The following is a 21,304-nucleotide window of genomic DNA, read 5'->3' as shown; positions in this document are numbered from 1 at the left end:
GGTCCAGTATGAAACGAGAAAGACTTACAATGGCGCAGGCTCTTGTTAAGTTCCTTGACAATCAGTACATAGAGGTTGACGGAGTAGAGTCGAAATTTGTCAGCGGAATTTTCGGCATATTCGGTCACGGCTGTGTAGTCGGTGTCGGTCAGGCGCTTGAACAAGGCGGTCATAATCTAAAATTTTATCAGGGCAAAAACGAGCAAAATATGGCTCTTGCCGCAGTAGCATATGCAAAGCAGATGGACAGAAAGGCAATTATCCCTTGCGTGTCATCTATCGGCCCCGGTGCAACAAATATGGTAACAGCCTGTGGCTGTGCAACGGCAAACAGAATACCTCTTTTGGTGCTCCCCGGTGACACCTTTGCATGCCGTCAGCCTGACCCTGTGTTGCAGCAGGCAGAGTTTTTTGACGGCTATGGTAGAACTGTTACCGATGCATTTAAGGGTGTGTGCCATTACTTTGACAGAATTGTTCGCCCCGAGCAGCTGATGACAGCCTGCATCAACGCAATGCGTGTTCTTACCGACCCTGCCGACACAGGTGCGGTATGTCTTGCAATGCCACAGGATGTAGAGGGCGAGGCTTACGATTATCCCGAGCATTTCCTTGCAAAAAGAGTTTGGCATATTGACAGACGCCCTATCGGAGCTTCACAGCTTGAGCGTGCAGTAAAGCTTATTAAATCCGCCAAAAAGCCTATTATCGTTTGCGGCGGCGGTGTTAGATATTCAGGTGCGGAAAAGGAGCTTTTGGCTCTTGCCGAAAAATGTAATATCCCTGTAACCGAAACACAGGCAGGCAAGGGACTTATTGCGTGGAATCATCCGCTTAATCTCGGTGGTATCGGTGTAACAGGCGGCAAGGCTGCCAATGTTGTTGCAAGGGATGCCGACCTTGTTATCGGTGTAGGCACAAGATTTACCGATTTCACAACCTCTTCAAAGTGGCTGTTTAATGAAAACAGAAGGGTGCTCGGCATCAACATTTGTCCGTTTGATGCCTACAAGATGGATGCAGAGGCTATCGTTGCAGATGCAAGGGAGGCGTTGTCTGCTATTGTCGGGGCACTTGACGGCTACAAAACAACCTACACAACAGAGCTTGCAGACGCAAAGGCAGAATGGGATGCCATTGTTGACGATTATTACAGCAAGGAGCTTGAGGGAGGACTTAATCAAACACTTGCTCTTGGCATAATCAACGAGTTTATGGATGATGAGGACATTGCTCTCGGCTCAGCAGGCTCACTTCCGGGCGATATGCAACGCCTGTTCAGACCAAAGGGTTGTCGAAATTACCATATGGAATACGGCTATTCCAATATGGCATATGAGGTTAACGGAGCACTCGGCGCAAAGCTTGCAAAGCCTGAGGCAGAGGTATACGCCTTCTGCGGCGACGGCTCCTTCCTTATGGGACACAGCGAGCTTTACACTGCGTTGCAGGAGGGCTTAAAGATTAACGTTTGTCTTTTCGACAATCTCGGCTGGGGCTGTATAGAAAACCTTCAAAACAATCAAGGAACAGATACCTTCGGCACCGTGTTTAAGGCAAGAAATCCAAAAACAGGTATGCTTGACGGCGCGGATATGACCGTCGATTTTGCAAAAATCGCCGAGGGTTACGGAGCAAAGGCATATACAATTCGCACATCGGATGAGCTTCGCAAGGCTCTTGCAGATGCAAAGGGACAGGACAGAACTGTTCTGTTCGACATCAAGGTGCTGCCGAAAACAATGACACCGGGCTTTGAGTCTTGGTGGAGAGTCGGTGTTGCCGAGGTTTCAACAAGCGAAACAGTTGCAAAGGCATACAAGGATATGCAGGAAAACATTGCAAAGACCTTTGACTATTAATACATAAGGAGAAAACAAATGCTTAATCCAAACAAAGTAAAATTAGCTATTGCACCTATCGGCTGGACAAATGACGATATGCCTGATTTGGGTGCGGAAAATACATTTGAGCAGTGCATAAGCGAGATGGCACTTGCAGGCTTTAAGGGTAGCGAAATCGGCAATAAGTATCCTGCCGATCCTGATGTTCTTAAGCCTTATCTTGACATCAGAGGCTTGCAAATTTGCAACGCTTGGTTCAGCTCCTATCTCACCTCAAAGCCTTATGAGGAAACCATTGAGGCTTTTAAGGCACATTGCGATAAGCTTTATAAGCTCGGTGCAAGGGTTATCGGCGCATCGGAGCAAGGCAATTCTATCCAGGGTGATTTAACCAAATCAATTCTTGACGAAAAGCCGTATTATACCGATGAAGAGTGGGCAGTTGTTGCCAAGGGCTTTAATGAAATGGGTGCATATGCCAAGAGCAAGGGTATGTACTTTACCGTTCATCATCATATGGGCACCGGCGTGCAGACCGTAGAGGAAATTGATAAGCTTATGGAGCTTACCGATCCCGAGCTTGTTTACCTTTTGTTTGACAGCGGACACCTTACCTTTGCCGGTATTGACCCCGTTCCCGTGCTCAAAAAGTACATAAACCGCATTAAGCACGTTCACCTCAAGGATGTAAGGCTTGATGTTTACAATAATCAGGTTGTGCCAAATCATATGTCATTCCTTGATGCCGTAAGAGCAGGTGTGTTCACCGTCCCCGGTGACGGCGATGTTGATTTCAAGCCGATATTCGACATCCTTGCCGAAAACGATTACGAGGGTTGGGTTGTTGTTGAAGCAGAGCAGGATCCTGCCAAGGCAAACCCGTTTGAATACGCAGTTAAGGCTCGCAAATACATCGCAGAAAACACAGGACTTTAATTGAATTTTGAGGTGCTTTATGGAACAGAATAATCAGTATTATCAGCCTAATCAGCCGCAACAACCGCAGTATCAGCAGCCGCAGTACCAACAGCCGTTTTACGACCCGACAAGAGAGGTAATGAGTGTCGGCTCGTACATTTTGATGCTCATTCTTTCTTCAATTCCGGTAGTAAACATCATTTGCTGGATTGTGTGGCTCGTAAGCCCTGATACCAATAAAAATAAGAAAAACTTTATCAAGGCAATCATTGCTATCTATGCAATATCCATTTTGATTGGTGTTATTTCTGTTGTGGTTATGGCAGTTGCAGGCGTCAGCCTTGCCGAAATCGGCGGCGCTTCACTGTATTAAAAATCAATGATTAATAAAAAGACTGCAAGGGTGCGTTTGGGCATTCCTGCAGTCTTTTTGCATAGAATGTGCAGATAATAACCGTATCATTGCAAGCATCAAGCTTTTCAAAATTTTTCTTGACAAATAGCTTACTATGTGTTATATTATTTCCACAACAAAGCAGAGTGTATGTTCTCTCCCCTCCAGCGTAGGCGAAAAGGGCAATAATTTTTTGTAATTATTGAGTACAGGCGCTTTGCGTTTGTACTTATTTATTTTTTATAAAGAGGTGTTTTTTATCAGCAAAGATGCTCCACAGCTTAACGGCGAAATTAGGGATAAGGAATTAAGAGTTATTTCTGATACCGGCGAACAATTAGGCATTATGAGTGCAAAGGAGGCACAGGCTCTTGCAGATGCAAGAGGTGTGGACCTTGTTAAAATTGCTCCTATGGCAAAGCCACCTGTTTGCAAAATTATGGATTATTCCAAGTATCGCTACGAGCAAACCAAGCGCGAAAAGGAAAACCGTAAAAAGCAAAAGACTGTTGAAACGAAGGAAATCAGGCTTTCGCTTAATATCGACATCGGTGACTTTAACACAAAGGTTAACCAAGCCCGCAAGTTCTTGGCAAAGGGCGACAAGCTTAAGGTATCAATCCGCCTCAGAGGCAGAGAGATGGCACACCCCGAGCTTGGCGAAACCAATATGCAAAGATTTGCCGATCAGCTTGCCGAGGAAGCAAATGTTGATAAAAAGCCAAAACTCGAGGGACGTCAAATTCTTATGTTTATGTCCCCTAAATCAAAGTAATTAATTTAACGGAGGTAATAGTTATGCCAAAAATTAAGACACACAGCGGCGCTAAAAAACGTTTTAAGACAACAAAGAGCGGCAAGGTAAAGAGAGCTCACGCTTACACCTCTCACATCCTTACCAAGAAGACAACAAAGCGTAAGAGAAATCTTCGCAAGACAGCAGTTGCTGATGTTACAAACCAGAAGCAGTGCAAGAGACTTGTTCCTTATAAATAAGAAGAACGACTAAAACATAAGTTGGCGGTAGCCGAAATAATATGCCTAAAATGCAAAATGATGGCATCTTTGCACATTTTTTGTTTTGACATACGCAAGTATGCCTGCAACAAAGAAATGCACAAATTTCCTCATAATTTTGTATTTTAGGTGCCTTGCAGTTTTGATGTAAAGATTTTGCGTCAAAACAAGGCGTAATTATTTTTGCATACTGCCGTATTCAAAAATAATTTAACAAAGTATTGGCGGAAAAGATTGTATCAAAACCATATTCTTTCGACTACCGCCAACTTACGGAGGTATTTTACAATGGCAAGAATTAAAGGCGCTATGGCGACTCGTAAAAGAAGAAAGAAAGTATTAAAAGCAGCTAAGGGCTACTATGGATCAAAGCACGCTTTGTTCAAGACTGCAAAGCAGGCAGTAATGAAGAGCGGTCAGTACGCATATATCGGCAGAAAGCAGAAGAAGAGAGATTTCAGAAGAATTTGGATTACACGTATCTCTGCAGCAGCAAAGATGAACGGTATGAATTATTCAACATTTATGAACGGTCTTAAGAAGGCAGGCATCGACCTTAACAGAAAGATGCTCTCAGAGATCGCAATCGCAGATCCTGCAGGCTTCGCAACACTTGTAGAGGCTGCAAAGGCTGCTCTCTAATAAAAAATATATAGCAGTTCAAACCGCATAAAATGTGATTATACTCGGCTCCCCTTACATTAAGGGGAGCCTTTAACATTTTTCACCTTTTTCTTTACCATTTATTTATAATATATTTGCCGATAGTTAATTTTTATTTGTTAACATCATTTGGGGTGATTAAATGAAATCAAAATCTGTTTTGATAAGAGTAATTCTGATTTTGCTTGCAATGATTGTTGCGTTGTTATATATAGGACCGCTTGTTACAACCGGAGAACTCAATATAGGAGTACTGACCGGTCTTGGCTTTGCGGTTGTAATAACTTTGTATGCAATGCTTTTTGAGCCTGTAAACAAGGCTGTCAAAAGCTTTAATCAAAAGAAAGCAGGCAAAATTGCAACCTCTGTTATCTGCACTGTGCTTGCATTAGGTATAGGTGTGGGAGGCTTTGCCTTTGCCAATGTTGCCAAACACAGTTCAGCAAACGAAAAGCAAACGGATTATGTAATTGTTCTCGGTTGTATGGTGCGTGGCGACAGACCCGGCATATTTCTTAGCAAAAGAATAAATAAGGCGTACGAGTATTTGAATAAGTACCCCGAGGCGTACGCAGTTTTGAGTGGCGGACAAGGCAACGGCGAGGATATATCCGAGGCAAGATGTATGTATAATGCTCTTACTCAAATGGGCATTGAGCCGTCAAGATTACTGCTTGAGGAAAAATCAACTTCAACAAAAGAAAATTTTGAAAATTCCGTAGCCATGCTCAACGATATGGGCGTTGGTATTAATGAAATTACCGTTGTCACCAATGATTTTCATGAATACAGAGCATACGAATTTGCAAAAAGATGCGGAATAACGGCGTATTCGTACCCAAGTAAAACGCCTTGGAACGGTTATATGCCGTTTGCAACAAGAGAGGTTTTTGCAGTGGTGTATCAAATTTTCTTAAATTAAAACTAAAAAATAAATGGTTGCTTGTATATACATAAATTCCCGTGGCCTCGGCAAAAATAATGCCGAGGTGTTTTTATGCAAAAATTAGGAAAAACATATATTCTTGACAATCCCGTAATAATCCTCGGTGCTGCCGGAGTTGCAGGAAAAAAGGAGGGCGAAGGGCCTCTTGCACAGGATTTTGACGTGGTGTTTGAGGATACTGCTATGGGGCAGGATAGCTATGAGCTTGCCGAATCTGCAATGCTCAAGCAGGCAGTTCAATTAGCCATTTCAAAATCAGGAGTACAGGAGCAGGATATAGATTTTATTTTGGCAGGCGACCTGCTTGATCAGTGTACCGGCTCCTGCTTCGCTGTTATGGATTTCGGTATTCCGTTTTTGGGTATGTACGGAGCCTGCTCTACAATGGCGCTTACAATGTGTAACGCATCGTTGCTTTTGTCGGCAGGAGCAAATTTATGTGTGGTGGGCGCATCAAGTCATTTTGCATCAAGCGAAAGACAGTTTCGCTTTCCTCTTGAATACGGAGGTCAACGTACGCCCACGGCACAATGGACAGTTACCGGTGCGGGCAGTATGGTGCTTAAAAATTCAGGCAATGCAGACCTTAGTAAAGAGCCCGGTGCAGTAAAAATCTGTGCAGTTCATATCGGCACAATTACAGACCTCGGAATTACAGATGCCAATAATATGGGTGCGGCAATGGCACCGGCGGCGGCAAGGACCATATCGGAGGTCTTGCACGATACAAACACCACTCCTGATGATTATGATTTGATATTAACGGGTGACTTGGGATTTACGGGTAGTCAGCTTTTGTATGAGCTTCTTGAGAGAGAATACGGCATAAGCATCTGCCCTGTGCATAAGGACTGCGGCTTGATGATTTATGACCTTGAGGGACAGGATGTTAATTCCGGAGGCTCGGGTTGCGGCTGCTCTGCAAGCGTGCTTTGCTCTCACATCATAAAAAATATGAAGAACGGTAGCTTGAAAAAGGTATTGTTTGTCGCCACGGGTGCATTGATGTCACCAACCTCAACAAAGCAGGGACGCACTATTCCCGGCATAGCACATGCAGTAATCTTGGAAGGGTAGGAAGCTGTCAAATGCACAGCTTCTTTTTTATTGCTCTGTATAAATATAAATTAATTATTATAAATAAGGTCATATTTATTGACGAATTGTTAATAAATGTTGTATAATAACGGGTAACGTGGGGTAATGCGCTTTGAAGCAAAAAGCAGATATTTCTTTTTAATGATAAAGGAGAAAAAATGTATAAATACATAAAAAGGTTATTTGATATTATTTTTGCGGTGGTTGCTGTGATTCTTCTTTCGCCGATAATGCTTTTGACAGTAGTTGCTGTTAGGCTTGAATCTGAAGGTCCTGCTTTATTTAAGCAAGACAGAATTGGCCTTGGTGGTAAAGTCTTCAAAATCTACAAGTTTCGGTCTATGTGTCAAGGTGCAGAACATACAGGTACCGGTGTTTATAGCGGTGCAGATGATATGAGGGTTACAAAAGTCGGCAAAATCATTCGAGCAACGAGCATTGATGAGTTACCACAGCTTGTGAACATATTGAAAGGTGATATGAGTTTTGTCGGACCTCGTCCTCCTCTTACATATCATCCGTGGGACATTAGTGAGTATACAGAAGAACAATTGCATATGTTTGATGTTCGTCCGGGTATAACGGGTTGGGCACAGGTTCACGGAAGAAAAGATGTTGAATGGCATAAGAGAATTGAACTCAATTGTTGGTATGTTGACCATGTGTCATTATGGCTTGATTTGAAGATTTTGTTTACAACAGTAGTCAAGGTGTTGAAAAATGAAGATAATGTAAATGTTGGAGCAACACTTGTTACTGATGAAGTAGAAGAGAAAGAAACCGAAACAGTATAATTATGGCGTTAGAGTATTTTTACATAACAAATAATCCCGATGTGGCTTCTGCTTGCGAAAGAGCAGGCGTTGATAGAATCTTTATTGATATGGAGTATATCGGTAAAGATAAGCGACAGGGTGGACTTGATACAGTTAAAAATCACCATACGGTTGAAGATGTAAAAAATGTTAGAACTGCTATCAGCAAGCCAAAGCTTCTTGTAAGAGTTAATCCAATACACGATGGCTCAGAGGATGAGATTAATGCCGTTATCAATGCAGGAGCAGATTTTATAATGCTTCCGATGTGGAAATCTGTTGATGATGTTAAAGCGTTCTACAGCATAGTAAAAAGAAGAGTAAAAACGATACTTTTGCTCGAAACGGAAGAAGCAAGGAAATGCCTTGATGATGTTGTTGTGCTTGATGATGTGGACGAAATCTATATTGGACTGAATGATTTGCATTTGAGCCAGCACAAGAAATTTATGTTTGAATTGTATGTTGACGGAACAGTTGATGAAATTGTTTCCAAATTGAAGAAAGCAAACATAAAGTTTGGTATAGGCGGTGTAGGCAAGGTTAATTGTGATAACCTTCTTCCTGCGGAAAATATTCTTTGCGAGCATTACAGATTAGGTTCTTCAATGTCGATTTTGGCAAGAGCTTTTTGTGATTGGACTAAGTATGATGTTGTAGAGTTTGAGCAGATAATGACGAACGGCATAGCCGAAAACAGAGAGTTTGAAAAGAGCTTAGAAAATCAACCGATTGATTATTTTGATGAAATACATAAACAAACAGAGAAGATAATTGAAGCAATAAAGGCTAACAGATGAAATTACTTTTGACAGGTGCGTTTAAGTATACGCAAGAGCAAATTGAATATATTAAATCTCTTGGTCATGATGTTGTTTTTGTCCAAGATGAAAGAATACCAATTGAATTTGATGTTAGTGATATCGAAGCTGTGGTTTGTAATGGATTATTCCTATACACACCAATTGAAAAGTTCAAGAGTTTGAAATTTATTCAGTTAACGTCAGCAGGTCTTGATAGAGTTCCACTTGATTATGCCAAAGAACATAATATCAAGATTGCAAATGCAAGAGGTGTTTATTCTGCTCCAATGGCTGAGTTTGCTTTATGCGGAGTCCTTCAATTATATAAGCAATCGAGATTTTTTTATGAAAATCAAAAGCAGCATAAATGGGAAAAGCATAGAGGTTTATTAGAATTAATTGATAAAAATGTACTCATTGTCGGTGCAGGAAATATCGGATCAGAGGTTGCAAAGCGTTTTAGAGCGTTTGACGCAAATGTTATCGGCGTAGATTTGTTCCCAAGCGATAATCCTAATTTTAATGAAATCTATCCTATTGATGAGTTAGATAATCTGTTGAAAACAGCCGATGTTGTGGTATTGACATTACCGTTAACAAGTGATAATGAAGGCTTTTTCAATAATGAAAAGTTTTGCCTTATGAAAGATAGTGCAGTATTTGTTAACATTGCAAGAGGAAAACTTGTAAATCAAAACGATTTGATTTCTGCATTAGAACAATGCAAAATTGCAGGTGCCGTACTTGACGTTTTTGAAGAAGAACCACTTGAACAAAACAGTAAGTTATGGGATTTTGACAATGTAATTATCACCCCACACAATAGCTTTGTTGGAGACAGTAATAACAAAAGAATGTTTGACACTATCTTATTTAATTTAGAGGAGCATGTGAAAAATGAACAATGACTTTGTAACAATGATTGAGAAACATGAAGAATTACAACAGTATCTTTTTGTTAGGGGTTTTATCCTTACCAATAGAAATGATTTGGATCTTCAAAAATTTCCTTTTTGGGGCAAATGGAACAAGAATGATTTAAGTAATGGTTTCTATGCGTATACTCATATGCTTCAATCGGTACATAGCGTAGAGTTAAATGGTAATGTTTTCTTTATTTTTGGCCATGCGTACAATCCGTTTACTATGGAAATTGATGAAAATAAAATTCTTCAACGAATTGGCGAAGCATATGGAACTGATGATTATCAAGATAGAATAGATGAAATTACGGGTGTGTTTGTTATTGGTTCTATTGTTGACGGGAGGATTACATATGAAGTAGATCCATCTGGAATGCAATCTGCTTGTTATGCAAATATTGATGGTTATTTCTATATTTCATCACATTCACAATTAATTGGTGATATTTGCAATTTATCAATGTGCGAACTTGCAAAAGAACTTATTGAATATAGATGGTATTATCGTGTTATGGGTCCATATCTTCCTGGTGATATGACACAATTTGACAATGTAAAGCGTATAGTTCCAAACATTGAATATGAGTATTGTTCGAATTGTGTCACTCATAGAAGGTTTTATCCTCTTAGAGACTTATCAGAGGTAAATGACGATAAAGAGTATAATGAAGTAATTGAGTACGCGGCTGATATCCTTAAAAACGGCATGCAACTTGTTGCACAAAAATGGAAAAAACCGTATATTTCATTAACCGGTGGAATTGATAGTAATACAACTTTTGCAGCAGCAAATGGAATATACGATAAGTTTAAGACATTTAGTTATGTATCTGCTGAAAAAGAAACTATTGATGCTGATGCAGCAAAAACTATTTCGGATAGATTTAATGTTGAAAGAATTCTTTTCAATATTCCAGATACGGCAGATGGCTTAAAAAATTACGAAGAGATAAAAGCTATCATTGATCACAATAATGGATACATTGCTCGTGGTAATGATAATGAGTATAGAAAAAGAGTATACCTAATGGAAAATCTTGATTGTGATGTTGAGGTTAAATCTTGGGTATCAGAAACAATTAGAGCATATTGGTATAAACATTATGGTAGAAGCAGTATGCCAAAGCTTTCACCAAAACTTTTTAGAAATTTATATAAAATCTTTATCTTCAATCGTTCTCTTGCACATAAGATTGATAAGGTGTTTGAAGAATATATTGAAAAATTTGAATACTCAAAGATCCCAGCACAGTATCCACCAGCAGATATGCATTATAACGAAGTTACTTGGGGTAGCTGGGGCGGATTGAATATTTCAGAGATGAAAATCTATTCAGACATTACTTTTATTTATAATAATAGGAAGTTTCTTGATGTTTTGTTTAAAGTTCCGCTTGATAAGAGAATTAGTGACCAACATCATCTTGACATGAAAAAATATCTTAACAAGGAATTATATGATATGAACATCCGCGTTGTAAATATGAAGGAAACTGATTTTAGAGCAAATATGCTGAATATTATTTTCACAATAAATTCCATTTTACCTTTCTAGTAAGGAATAAGAGATGAGTAAAAAAGTATTATTAACTGCAACAGTACAAAGTCATATTTGTCAATTTCACAAGCCACTAATGAAATTGCTTCAAGAAAACGGATATGAGGTTCATGTTGCAGCAAGAAATAATTTGGCAGAAAAGAATGGCCTGAAAATTGATTTTGCCGACAAAGTATTTGATGTGCCGTTTGAAAGATCACCGCTTAGTCCAAAAAATCTAAAAGCATACAAAGAAGTTAAAAAAATTATTGATAACGGTGATTACGATTTTGTTCATACTAATACTCCGGCAGCAGGAGTATTTACTCGTCTTGCTGCACAAAAAGCAAGAAAAAAAGGTACATGCGTAATCTATACCGCCCATGGTTTTCATTTTTACGACGGGGCACCCAAGAAAAATTGGATGATTTATTATCCTATCGAAAAGTTTTGTGCAAGACTTACTGATAAGTTAATCACGATTACAGAAGAGGATTATGCTCTTGCATCTGAAAATTTCAAAACAAATGTCTACCATATTCACGGTGTCGGTGCTAATAGCAGTAAGTTTTATGCTTTATGCGAAGAAGAAAAGAAAACTATTAGAGAAGAACTTTGTATTCCTGAAGACACAAAAGTTATTGTTAATGTCGGTGAGCTTCTTCCAAACAAAAATCAAAGAACAGCTATTCTCGCAATGAAAAAGGTTGTTGAAAAGTATCCGACTGCAAAACTGTTTATTGCCGGGAATGGTCCTGAACTTGATAATCTTACAAATCTTGTTAAGGAAAACGGATTGGGAAATAGTGTTGAGTTCTTGGGATATACTCTTGAACTCAATAAGTATAACAACATCGCCGAATGTTCTGTGGCTTGCAGTTTTAGAGAAGGATTACCTCTTAATGTTATGGAGGCAATGCTTTGTGAAAATGCTGTAGTAGCGTCAAATAACAGAGGGCACAGAGAACTTGTTAAAGACGGTGTAACAGGATTTATTGTAGGTGCAACAGATGTTGATGCATTTGCTGATAGGATTATAAAAGTGCTTGATAATCCGACAATTTATGCAAAATCAGCACTTGAAAAAGCTCAGCTGTTTACCGATAAGAATGTATACAAAGAATTAGGAAATATCTATTTTGGCTGATTAGTTAGGGAGAATGAATTTGGAAACGAAATTGTTATTTAGTATTGTTGTTCCGGTTTACAATGTTGAGCAATATTTAGATAAATGTTTACAAAGTCTAACACATCAAACTTTCAAAAATTTTGAGGTGATTTTAGTTGACGATGGTTCAACTGATAGCAGTGGAAAAATATGCGATAATTATGCTGAACAATATGATTTTATAAAAGTGTATCATAAAGAAAATGGTGGCTTATCTTCTGCAAGAAATTATGGAATAGAAAAAGCAAATGGACAATATATTGGGTTTCTTGATAGTGATGATTATTGGAATGATATGTGTTTTCTGAAAGAAATAAACGATATTATTTGCACGAAACAATATGATGTTATTGTGTTTGGATATGGAGAATGGAAAGATGGTTATTTCAAGCCAATAATGAACTTTGATGCATATAGGGATCAATATGATTATTCATTAAACGAATTAATAACTAATAATTGGATAATCAGTTCTGCTTGCACGAAATTTGTTAGATTAGATGTTGTTAAGCAAAATATATTTGATTTTAGATTCGGTGTTACTTCGGAAGATGTTGAATGGACAGCAAAGTTATTAACAGTATGTAAGAATTATACTGTTTATCCGAATAATGTGTATGTATATAGACAGCAGGAGACCTCTATTACTCATAACATAAATAAACAGTCAATAGTTGATTTGTATAATAATATTGAAAACTCTCTTGATTATTTGAACAAACTAAAAACAGAAAATACACAAGATGTATTTGATTATTTGGCTTATCAATACATTACTTTACTAAATCTTTATGTAGTATTTTTCTATGGAGATAAAGAATTATTGGTTAAAGTAAAATCGATGAGTTATTTACTAAATAATGGCACTAATGATAAAGTTAAGTTAGTAGCATTATTCAATAAATTATTTGGTTTTAAAATTATGCTATTCATATTGAGAATTTTTTTAAAAGTTAGGAAGAGCAACAGATAATGAGTGTTACTTTAACAATATTTAGCCCTACATATAATCGTGCAGACACATTGCCAAGACTATATGAATCGTTAAGAAGACAGTCCTCTATGGATTTTTGTTGGATGATTATTGATGATGGTTCAACAGATAACACAGAGCAGATTGTTAGTGATTGGAAAAATCAAGATAATGTATTTAATATTATTTATATTAAGAAAGATAATGGCGGATTGCATACAGGTTATAATTGTGCTATTGAGTATTGTAATACAGAGTTAATGATGTGTATTGATTCAGACGACTATGCTCCCGATGATTTAGTTGAAAAGGTTATTGGATTTTGGAGAAAATATGGCTCAAATGAATATGCAGGAATAGTTGGTTTAGATTGTTATTGTGATGGTAGTATTATAGGTGATAAATTACCAAATCAAAAATCAATAAATCTGATAGATTTACTTTTGGGAAAGTATCATATTGTCAATGGTGATAGGGCAAATGTAGTAAGGACAGATTTATATAAATCTGTTGCTCCGCAAGAAAGTATAAACGGAGAGAAAAACTATAATCCGCACATTATGCATCTCAAAATATCTGAAAACTATGATTTTTTAGTAATGAATGAAAATCTAAAATTTGTTGAATATCAACAAAACGGTATGACGGATTCAATTTTCAAACAATATTTGAATAGTCCAAATAGCTTCTTAGCTATTAGAAAATATTACTTATCTTTACCAAATTCCAGTTGGAAGTTTAAGGTGAAAAATGTAATTCATTATATTTCGAGTTCCATACACGCCAAGAAAAAACACATAATTAGAGATTGCCCAAGTAAGTTATTATGTATTTTATTAATTGTTCCGGGTGTATTATTTTCATTTTATGTTAAACACAAAGCAAAGTAGAGTTTAGTATGTTTGTATTTTATATAATTTTAATTTCAACAACAGTGATTTCTGCCTTTGGATATTATTTGAGAATTAATAGCTCAAGAGTAGTGCCATTTGGTCCAAATGATATTGAACATCAAAAGTATCAAAAATCAATACCATTATTTTTTGCATTATTATCATTTGCAGTTATGGTGTTTTTTATTTCATATAGAAGTAATTATGGCGATACTTGGCTATATGTTCTTGAGTTTCAAAAGGCCTCAAGTGATTTATCAGACATTAAGCCAATTATTGATAGTGACAGTAAATCAAAAGGGTTTGATATACTTCAAATAATTTTTAAACATTTTATTTCAAAGGATTATACCATTTGGTTTACATTTTTGGCAATAATTTCAACCGGTGCAATTATAAAATTGTATTATCAACATTCAATTAATTTCGCCATGAGTGCATTTTTGTTTGTGGCAAGTGGATCATTTACGTGGATGATGAATGGTGTTCGCCAATTTTTGGCGGTATGCTTGATAATGTATGGGTTTAACTATGTATTAAAGAGAAAAACGATTAGGTTTTTACTCTTGGTACTCTTGGCTGCAACAATTCATCAAACAGCTTTATTTTGGATACCGTTATATTTTATTGTAAGGTTGAAACCTTGGAGCAAGGGGATTTGGTTTTGTATTATCGCTACCTTGTTGATCATTTTTGGAATAGATCAATTTACAGATTTTCTTGATGCATCCTTTGAAGGAACCGAAAATGAAGGTGTTGGTTCAGCTCTTCTGAATTATGGAATGGAAGATGGTGCTATTGATGATGGAGTTAACTTTATTCGTGTTCTAATATCTGCAGTACCACCAATAATAGCATTTGTAAGAAAGAAAGCAGTCGATGAACAACACGATTATGTTATTGACATATGCATTAATATGTCTGTTGTTGCAACAGGCGTATATTTAGTCGGTACAGTTACCAGCGGTATTTTAGTTGGAAGAATGCCAATTTACTTTATGTTACCCGACTATATCTTACTACCATGGTTGCTGAATAAAACATTTGAGGGAAAAACCAGAACGTTTATAAAAATTGCATGCTATGTGCTTTATTTTGCATATTTTTACTATTCCTTCGCAATGCAAGGAGCTGGTTTTTACGGTAGTGAAAAACTGAATTTATTTTATTATTAATCTATGAAAAAAATACTATTTCTTATACACGATTTAAGCTATGGTGGTGCAGAAAAAGTTCTTGTAAACCTAGCAAATAATTTAGACAAAACTAAATACGATGTAACTATTCAAACACTTTTTGATGTCGGAGTAAACAAAAAATTCTTATCTAACGATGTTCATTACATTGGCGGATTTAAGAAAATGTTCCCCGGTAATACTAAATTGATGAAGTTGTTTTCTCCGAATATATTATGTAAGTTGGTAATTAGAAAAAATTATGATGTAGTTGTTTCGTTTTTAGAAGGTCCTTGCTGTAGAATTGCATCTGCATATAATGGCAAAAAAATAGCGTGGATTCATATTGAACATAAGACTGTTGAGGAGCTTTCAGCATCATTTAGAAGTCAAGAAGAAATGACAAAATGCTATAATTCTTTTGATAAAATTATTTGTGTTGCAGACACGGTAAAAGAAAACTTTTGTTCATTGTTTGATGTCAAAGCAGACTGTAAAGTTTTATATAATGTTAATGAAACAAACCAAATAATTGAAAAATCCAAGGAAAGTCAGGATATTATAAGTCATTGCGATGGCTGCTTTAATATAGTTTCTGTTGGTAGGCTTAGTTTTGAACATAAGGGATATGATAGACTCGTCAGAATTCACAAGAGGCTATTAGATAACGGAATAAATAGCAAACTGTATATTCTTGGTGAAGGCGGAGACAGAAATAAGTTAGAATTGATGATTAAGGATTTAAACATTTGCGATTCATGCCTTTTGCTTGGATTTGACGAAAATCCCTATAAATACGTAGCTGCTGCTGATTTATTTGTTTGTTCTTCGCTTCACGAAGGTTTTAGTACGGCAGTTACAGAGTCACTTGTTATAGGCACTCCTGTCATTAGCACAAAGGTGAGTGGTGCGAATGAATTGCTTGGCTGTAATAACGAATATGGTATTGTAACAGAAAATAATGAAAACGCATTGTATGATGGCATTTATACAATACTTACAGAAGAGGGTTTGTTAGATAAATATAAAAAGCAGGCAAAAATAAGAGGCAAAAAATTCAGTACAAATGAAACAGTTGAAAATGTTGAAAAACTGTTAGAGGATTTAATTTTATGTTCAAATTAAGAAAACTGATTTATAGATTGAGGGGCGAGATATCAACTGAAGAGTTGATCAACAGAGGACTTAAAGTAGGAAAAAACTTTAAGCGTCTTAATGGAGTAATCATTGATGATTCACATTCTTGGTTAATTTCTATCGGCGATGATGTTACATTAGCGCCAAGGGTGCATATACTCGCTCACGATGCCAGTACAAAAACAGCACTAAATAAAACAAGAATAGGTATTGTTAATATAGGTAGTAATGTATTTATAGGTGCAGGATCTATTGTTTTACCCGGTGTTACTATCGGTGATAATGTTGTTATTGGTGCAGGAAGTGTTGTAAGTAAGGATATTCCGTCGAATTCTTTAGCTCTTGGCAATCCTGCAAAGGTAATATGTTCATATGATGAATATATAGAACGAAAAAAACAAGAAATTGAAGTTTGTCCTTCGTATGACGAAAGCTATACAATGAGAAGTGCGCAACTAACCACAGAGAAAAAACAGCAAATGATTGATGAACTAAAAAACAACGGAGGAATTGGATATGTCGATTAACGACAAAATATCAGTAATTATTCCTGTTTATAATCTGCAAAATTATATCAAAAGAACATTAGATTCAGTTTGCGCTCAAACACATTCTAATATTGAAATTATTGTTGTTGATGATGGTTCAAATGACAAATCGTTTGATATAATTTGTAATTATGCAAAAATAGATTCAAGAATTATTCCAATTCATCAAGAAAACGGAGGAGTGACCTCTGCTCGCATTAACGGAATTAAACACGCAACCGGCGAATGGATAGGCTTTGTTGATGGTGACGATTTGATTGATGAGGATATGTATGAATTTTTGATTAATAATGCTGTTAAATATAATGCTGACATTTCTCATTGTGGATACAAAATGGTTTTAGGTGCAAAGCGTGTTGATTATTATCACAATACAGGGTGTCTTGTGGAACAAGACAATCTAAAAGGCCTTTGTGATCTTTTAGAAGGCACAATGGTTGAACCGGGACTTTGTAATAAATTATTTCACCACACTCTGTTCCAAAATTTGTTGCATACCGGAGTTATGAATACAGAAATCAAAAATTATGAAGATTTACTAATGAACTATTATTTATTCAAAGAGAGCAAAAAGTCTGTGTTTGAAGATGTATGCAAATATCATTATATGGTGCGTAATAATTCGGCGGCAACATCCTCGTTTAATCCTAACAAATTTAATGGTCCAAAGTTGGTTTTTGAAACGATTATGGCTGATTGTAATAATGATGAGTTATATCAAATTGCTTTTTCAAGATATATTGGATTTTTGATAGGAAAATCAACCGCAAAAATTCCAACTGAGTATAAGAACGAAGCAAAAAAAACTATTAAATCAAATATGAAACTAATTTTAAAACTTTTAAATAATAAAGTAAAAATGATGTCTATTTTAACAGTATGTCTTCCACACCTCTATTTATTGATTAGAAGAATATATGAAAAAATAACAAAGATAGACCAAAAGTATTCAGTTTAGGAGATTATTTTGAAATTAAGCAGTGTAAATTTTAAAAATATAATAACAACCATTAAATTTGCATTTGCAATTCCAATTGGATTGCTTGCGAGAAAATTCAATAAAAATGTTTGGATAATTACAGAAAGACCAGATCAAGCAAGAGATAATGGCTATTATTTTTATAAATATTTGCGAGAACAACATCCAAACGAAAAAGTATATTATATAATTGATAAATCCAGTGATGACTATAAAAAAATCAAAGAATATGGTAACATAATTAAGTTTAATAGTTTTAAGCATTTTGTGTATTATGTTATGTCTCCAATACATATTAGTGCACATGTGAATGGGTGTTGTCCGTTTGATTCTGTTTCTTTTTGTAGGAGAATAAAAAAATACATAAAGGTCAAAGATGTTTTTCTTCCACATGGGGTATCATATGGCATATCTGAATTCTGCCTTCAAAAATATGCAAAGATCAATTTGTATATTTGTAGCGGAAAAGCAGAGTATGAAAATGTATTAAACAATTATGGCTATACCAAGAATGAAGTTGTATATACAGGATTTCCTCGCTTAGATGGCTGGCATGATATTAATGTTAATAAGAAAAAAATTGTTCTTATGCCGACATGGAGAGCGTACATTGCTCAAAATCCTGATACGGTTTTTGAAGAAACTGAATATTTTAAGGCGTATTCAAGTTTTATTTTCAATGATCAATTACAAAACTTTTTAATCAAAAACGGTTTGACATTGGTGTTTTATCTACATAACAATATGCGAAAATATGTAAATTCGTTCAAAACAGATTGTGAAAAGATAGAAATTGTTTATAAGGACAATCAATATGACATTCAAGAGCTTCTAAAGGAATCGGCATTATTGATAACCGACTACTCAAGTGTTCATTTTGATTTTGCTTATATGAATAAGCCTGTTTTATATTTTCAATTTGATAAAGCAGAATTTTTTACTAAGCAGTATCAGTCAAGTGTATTTGATGCTGAGATAAACGGATTTGGAAAGGTTGCTTATTGTATTGATGAACTGATTAGCAATCTTGAAGAGGCCTATCAAAATGATTTTATTATGACTGAAAAATATTATAATCGGATGAGAGACTTCTATCAAATATATGATAATCATAATTGTGATAGAGTGTATGAAGAAATAAAAAAGATTGGTTAGTATATGAATGTATTTGGATTATTTAAGAGAATTGCAATTAGAATAAAAAAGAAAATTTTTATTAAGGGTTTTAAATCATTTGATAAATCAAGTGCAATAGGAAAAATTGGTTTTGGTGATACTTGTGAGATTGTAGGGAAACACAATATTATTATTGGACATAATACTTGGATTGGACCTAATAGTGAGTTACTTGTTTATGATTCGCATTTTGAAGAAAAATTAAATTCAAACTTGTCATTTGGTGATAATGTTAGAGTTCAATGTCGTGCAAGAATTACTTGTGCGGGGAATATAACTATCGGCAATGATGTTCTTTTTGGACCAGATGTGTTTGTTACTGATCATAATCACGGAATGGATCCAACTATAGAAGGAGGATATAGTCCACGAGATATTATAGTAAAAGATGTTACAATAGAAGAAGGATGTTGGGTTGGGCAGAGAGTATGTGTTTTACCCGGTGTCACTATAGGAAAACATTCAATAATAGGTGCAAATAGTGTCGTTACAAAAAATATTCCACCGTATTCTATTGCGGTCGGTTCACCTGCCAAGGTAGTTAAAACTTGGGATTTTGAAAAATCTAAATGGGTAAAGGTAGGATGAGCAAATTGAAGGATACAAGTATAGTAATACTTAATTACAACGATTATAAATCAACAATTTTTTTAACAGACTTATTATTATCTTTTAATTATGATGATTTTCATATTATTGTTGTAGATAATAGGTCAAAAAATGAATCAGAGTCTATTTTGAACGATAAATATCATGAGAACTCAAAAGTAGATTTTATAGTATCGGATATAAACGGTGGCTATTCTTATGGTAATAATTACGGTGCAAAATATGCATTAAATAAATATAATTCTGAATACATTATTATTGCTAATCCGGATGTCATTTTAGAAAATGATACTATTCCTAAGCTAATTGATTGTTTTTGCCTTAATGATAATTTGGCGATGATAGCCCCCATTATGAAAGAAAAAGATGGCTCGTTCTCAAAAAAGACGATCAAATTACCAAATTATTATGACGATATTTTAGCATGTACATTTAAGTTAAATAAAGGCAGATGTTTTAAAGATCCGGTTTATACTAATTATAATAGATTGATTGAAACTGAATTTATTCCGGGCTCTTTTTTTGCAATTCGTGCAGATGTATTAAAAGAAATTGGTTTTTTGGATGATGGCGTATTTTTATATTGTGAAGAACGCATTTTGGGACGAAAACTACTCAATTTGGGATATAAAGCTGCGTTTGTAAATGATTTGTTTTTTGTTCATAATCATGGAACATCAACTTCTACAGTTTACAATAAAATCGAAACATTGAAATTAACACATAAATCCAGAATATATTACTACGAGAATTATCAAAACATTAATCCTATTCAAAAAATATTTTTAAAATTCATGATGAAATTATTTATCAAGCGAATTCAGCTAAGAAATAAGTTGATAAATATTCTAAAAAAATAAGGAGCCATTATGCCAAAACTATCAATTATTATTCCTGTTTATAATGTTGAACAATATTTACAAAGGTGTATAAACAGTATTCTAAATCAAACATTTACTGATTTTGAGGCAATTTTTATTAATGACGGTTCGACTGATAATTGTGGCAAAATATTAGATGAGTATGCCGAAAAAGATAACAGAATAGTTGTTATTCATCAAGATAATCAAGGTGTTAGTGCTGCCAGAAATGCAGGAATAAGAATCGCTCAAGGTGTATATCTGGGGTTTGTTGATCCTGATGATTTTATTGAGTCGACAATGTACGAAAAAATGATTGATTTAATGGTTACAAATAATTCGGATATTGTATGTTGTAGGATCAAAAATCTTATTGAAGATAAAATAGTTGAAAATATACCAAATTTAAAAATACATAGTCCAATGACCATTGACAAATTTGTTGAACATTTATTTGATTCTCCCAGAACAGTGTTTTTTAGTGTGTGGAATAAAGTCATTAAAAGAGATTTAATAACAGAACTATTTGATGAATCTTTGAAAATAGCAGAAGATAATTTGTTTTTAATAAATTATTGTAAAAATGCTAAGATAGCTTCGTATTTGGATGAGGCTCTTTATTGTGTATTTTGCAGAAGAAATAGTGCGACTAGAAGAAATATTGAAAATTTATATGGTAGTTTAGATGTTAGAAGAAAAATAATAGATATTACAAAACAATTCAGTAGAAAATGTTTCTATTTGTCTCAAAATGATTATTTGGATATGTGCATTAATTATTATATCTGTCTCTTATACACATCTCCGAGCCCACGAGACGGACTCCTA

At 35.5% G+C, this 21,304-nt stretch carries 22 protein-coding genes; all 22 read left to right on the top strand.

All coding sequences use genetic code 11. The features are described from left to right. Positions 1-8: 8 nt before the first annotated feature. A complete protein-coding gene (gene iolD, locus Q0P34_RS06095) occupies positions 9-1,862 on the top strand; it encodes a 3D-(3,5/4)-trihydroxycyclohexane-1,2-dione acylhydrolase (decyclizing) (RefSeq protein WP_294954330.1) in 1,854 nt (617 codons plus the stop codon). 18 nt (positions 1,863-1,880) lie between these two features. Then, positions 1,881-2,780 (top strand): myo-inosose-2 dehydratase, encoded by a 900-nt coding sequence (gene iolE / locus Q0P34_RS06090; protein ID WP_294954327.1) that lies wholly within the window; start codon positions 1,881-1,883, stop codon positions 2,778-2,780. A 19-nt stretch (positions 2,781-2,799) separates the two neighbouring features. Next, on the top strand, positions 2,800-3,135 hold the full coding sequence (locus Q0P34_RS06085) for a hypothetical protein (protein ID WP_294954324.1): 336 nt from the start codon (positions 2,800-2,802) through the stop codon (positions 3,133-3,135). Positions 3,136-3,379: 244 nt separating this feature from the next. Continuing rightward, positions 3,380-3,931, top strand: a complete 552-nt coding sequence (infC, locus tag Q0P34_RS06080; RefSeq protein WP_294954321.1) for a translation initiation factor IF-3 — start codon at positions 3,380-3,382, stop codon at positions 3,929-3,931. 23 nt (positions 3,932-3,954) lie between these two features. Further along, positions 3,955-4,152: a 50S ribosomal protein L35 gene (rpmI, locus tag Q0P34_RS06075; RefSeq protein ID WP_078768793.1), complete on the top strand. Its 198-nt coding sequence runs from the start codon at positions 3,955-3,957 to the stop codon at positions 4,150-4,152. 309 nt (positions 4,153-4,461) lie between these two features. Next, positions 4,462-4,815, top strand: a complete 354-nt coding sequence (gene rplT, locus Q0P34_RS06070; protein ID WP_294954318.1) for a 50S ribosomal protein L20 — start codon at positions 4,462-4,464, stop codon at positions 4,813-4,815. 163 nt (positions 4,816-4,978) lie between these two features. Beyond that, the gene (locus Q0P34_RS06065; protein WP_294954315.1) at positions 4,979-5,758 is read left to right on the top strand and encodes a YdcF family protein; all 780 of its coding nucleotides are present in this window, start codon (positions 4,979-4,981) and stop codon (positions 5,756-5,758) included. A 75-nt stretch (positions 5,759-5,833) separates the two neighbouring features. Then, positions 5,834-6,859, top strand: coding sequence for a stage V sporulation protein AD (gene spoVAD, locus Q0P34_RS06060; RefSeq protein WP_294954312.1), 1,026 nt, complete (start codon positions 5,834-5,836; stop codon positions 6,857-6,859). Positions 6,860-7,038: 179 nt separating this feature from the next. Beyond that, the gene (locus Q0P34_RS06055) at positions 7,039-7,674 is read left to right on the top strand and encodes a sugar transferase (protein ID WP_294954309.1); all 636 of its coding nucleotides are present in this window, start codon (positions 7,039-7,041) and stop codon (positions 7,672-7,674) included. Between the two features lie 2 nt (positions 7,675-7,676). Further along, a complete protein-coding gene (locus tag Q0P34_RS06050) occupies positions 7,677-8,495 on the top strand; it encodes an aldolase/citrate lyase family protein (RefSeq protein WP_294954306.1) in 819 nt (272 codons plus the stop codon). After that, a complete protein-coding gene (locus Q0P34_RS06045) occupies positions 8,492-9,406 on the top strand; it encodes an NAD(P)-dependent oxidoreductase (protein WP_294954303.1) in 915 nt (304 codons plus the stop codon). Before Q0P34_RS06050 ends, Q0P34_RS06045 begins: the two co-directional genes overlap by 4 nt. Further along, positions 9,396-10,976 (top strand): asparagine synthase-related protein, encoded by a 1,581-nt coding sequence (locus Q0P34_RS06040; RefSeq protein WP_294954300.1) that lies wholly within the window; start codon positions 9,396-9,398, stop codon positions 10,974-10,976. The genes Q0P34_RS06045 and Q0P34_RS06040 overlap by 11 nt, the downstream gene beginning before the upstream one ends. Positions 10,977-10,989: 13 nt before the next feature. Further along, positions 10,990-12,105, top strand: coding sequence for a glycosyltransferase family 4 protein (locus Q0P34_RS06035; protein WP_294954298.1), 1,116 nt, complete (start codon positions 10,990-10,992; stop codon positions 12,103-12,105). Between the two features lie 19 nt (positions 12,106-12,124). Continuing rightward, entirely contained in the window at positions 12,125-13,099 is a 975-nt protein-coding gene (locus Q0P34_RS06030) for a glycosyltransferase family 2 protein (RefSeq protein ID WP_366783753.1), read from the top strand. Beyond that, positions 13,099-13,989, top strand: a complete 891-nt coding sequence (locus Q0P34_RS06025; protein WP_294954292.1) for a glycosyltransferase family 2 protein — start codon at positions 13,099-13,101, stop codon at positions 13,987-13,989. Before Q0P34_RS06030 ends, Q0P34_RS06025 begins: the two co-directional genes overlap by 1 nt. 8 nt (positions 13,990-13,997) lie before the next feature. Further along, complete coding sequence (locus Q0P34_RS06020) at positions 13,998-15,167, top strand: EpsG family protein (RefSeq protein WP_294954289.1); 1,170 nt, start codon at positions 13,998-14,000, stop codon at positions 15,165-15,167. Between the two features lie 3 nt (positions 15,168-15,170). Then, positions 15,171-16,292, top strand: a complete 1,122-nt coding sequence (locus Q0P34_RS06015) for a glycosyltransferase (protein WP_294954286.1) — start codon at positions 15,171-15,173, stop codon at positions 16,290-16,292. Next, the gene (locus Q0P34_RS06010; RefSeq protein WP_294954284.1) at positions 16,280-16,831 is read left to right on the top strand and encodes a DapH/DapD/GlmU-related protein; all 552 of its coding nucleotides are present in this window, start codon (positions 16,280-16,282) and stop codon (positions 16,829-16,831) included. The genes Q0P34_RS06015 and Q0P34_RS06010 overlap by 13 nt, the downstream gene beginning before the upstream one ends. Continuing rightward, positions 16,821-17,810, top strand: coding sequence for a glycosyltransferase family 2 protein (locus tag Q0P34_RS06005; RefSeq protein WP_294954282.1), 990 nt, complete (start codon positions 16,821-16,823; stop codon positions 17,808-17,810). The genes Q0P34_RS06010 and Q0P34_RS06005 overlap by 11 nt, the downstream gene beginning before the upstream one ends. Before the next feature lie 9 nt (positions 17,811-17,819). Beyond that, entirely contained in the window at positions 17,820-18,986 is a 1,167-nt protein-coding gene (locus Q0P34_RS06000; RefSeq protein ID WP_294954279.1) for a CDP-glycerol glycerophosphotransferase family protein, read from the top strand. 3 nt (positions 18,987-18,989) lie between these two features. Then, positions 18,990-19,595 carry an acyltransferase gene (locus tag Q0P34_RS05995; protein ID WP_294954276.1) on the top strand — a complete coding sequence of 202 codons (606 nt, stop codon included), beginning with the start codon at positions 18,990-18,992 and terminating at the stop codon, positions 19,593-19,595. A gap of 5 nt (positions 19,596-19,600) precedes the next feature. Then, on the top strand, positions 19,601-20,476 hold the full coding sequence (locus Q0P34_RS05990; RefSeq protein ID WP_294954273.1) for a glycosyltransferase family 2 protein: 876 nt from the start codon (positions 19,601-19,603) through the stop codon (positions 20,474-20,476). Positions 20,477-21,304: the final 828 nt, after the last annotated feature.

Source organism: uncultured Eubacterium sp., from assembly GCF_945980375.1.
In the GTDB taxonomy this organism is placed as follows: Bacteria; Bacillota; Clostridia; order Oscillospirales; family Acutalibacteraceae; genus Eubacterium_R.
Note: the sequence above shows the minus strand (reverse complement) of the source record. Positions and strands in the feature narration are given on the sequence as shown.

What these genes read in the sequence shown, in the direction of transcription:
- Q0P34_RS06010 (WP_294954284.1), top strand. Translation starts at nt 16,280, where the DNA reads ATGTTCAAATTAAGAAAACTGATTTATAGATTGAGGGGCGAGATATCA.
- rpmI (WP_078768793.1), top strand. Translation starts at nt 3,955, where the DNA reads ATGCCAAAAATTAAGACACACAGCGGCGCTAAAAAACGTTTTAAGACA.
- Q0P34_RS06050 (WP_294954306.1), top strand. Translation starts at nt 7,677, where the DNA reads ATGGCGTTAGAGTATTTTTACATAACAAATAATCCCGATGTGGCTTCT.
- spoVAD (WP_294954312.1), top strand. Translation starts at nt 5,834, where the DNA reads ATGCAAAAATTAGGAAAAACATATATTCTTGACAATCCCGTAATAATC.
- Q0P34_RS06040 (WP_294954300.1), top strand. Translation starts at nt 9,396, where the DNA reads ATGAACAATGACTTTGTAACAATGATTGAGAAACATGAAGAATTACAA.
- Q0P34_RS06055 (WP_294954309.1), top strand. Translation starts at nt 7,039, where the DNA reads ATGTATAAATACATAAAAAGGTTATTTGATATTATTTTTGCGGTGGTT.
- Q0P34_RS06035 (WP_294954298.1), top strand. Translation starts at nt 10,990, where the DNA reads ATGAGTAAAAAAGTATTATTAACTGCAACAGTACAAAGTCATATTTGT.
- Q0P34_RS06005 (WP_294954282.1), top strand. Translation starts at nt 16,821, where the DNA reads ATGTCGATTAACGACAAAATATCAGTAATTATTCCTGTTTATAATCTG.
- iolD (WP_294954330.1), top strand. Translation starts at nt 9, where the DNA reads ATGAAACGAGAAAGACTTACAATGGCGCAGGCTCTTGTTAAGTTCCTT.
- Q0P34_RS06045 (WP_294954303.1), top strand. Translation starts at nt 8,492, where the DNA reads ATGAAATTACTTTTGACAGGTGCGTTTAAGTATACGCAAGAGCAAATT.
- Q0P34_RS06065 (WP_294954315.1), top strand. Translation starts at nt 4,979, where the DNA reads ATGAAATCAAAATCTGTTTTGATAAGAGTAATTCTGATTTTGCTTGCA.
- Q0P34_RS06015 (WP_294954286.1), top strand. Translation starts at nt 15,171, where the DNA reads ATGAAAAAAATACTATTTCTTATACACGATTTAAGCTATGGTGGTGCA.
- Q0P34_RS06085 (WP_294954324.1), top strand. Translation starts at nt 2,800, where the DNA reads ATGGAACAGAATAATCAGTATTATCAGCCTAATCAGCCGCAACAACCG.
- Q0P34_RS05995 (WP_294954276.1), top strand. Translation starts at nt 18,990, where the DNA reads ATGAATGTATTTGGATTATTTAAGAGAATTGCAATTAGAATAAAAAAG.
- Q0P34_RS06025 (WP_294954292.1), top strand. Translation starts at nt 13,099, where the DNA reads ATGAGTGTTACTTTAACAATATTTAGCCCTACATATAATCGTGCAGAC.
- rplT (WP_294954318.1), top strand. Translation starts at nt 4,462, where the DNA reads ATGGCAAGAATTAAAGGCGCTATGGCGACTCGTAAAAGAAGAAAGAAA.
- Q0P34_RS06020 (WP_294954289.1), top strand. Translation starts at nt 13,998, where the DNA reads ATGTTTGTATTTTATATAATTTTAATTTCAACAACAGTGATTTCTGCC.
- iolE (WP_294954327.1), top strand. Translation starts at nt 1,881, where the DNA reads ATGCTTAATCCAAACAAAGTAAAATTAGCTATTGCACCTATCGGCTGG.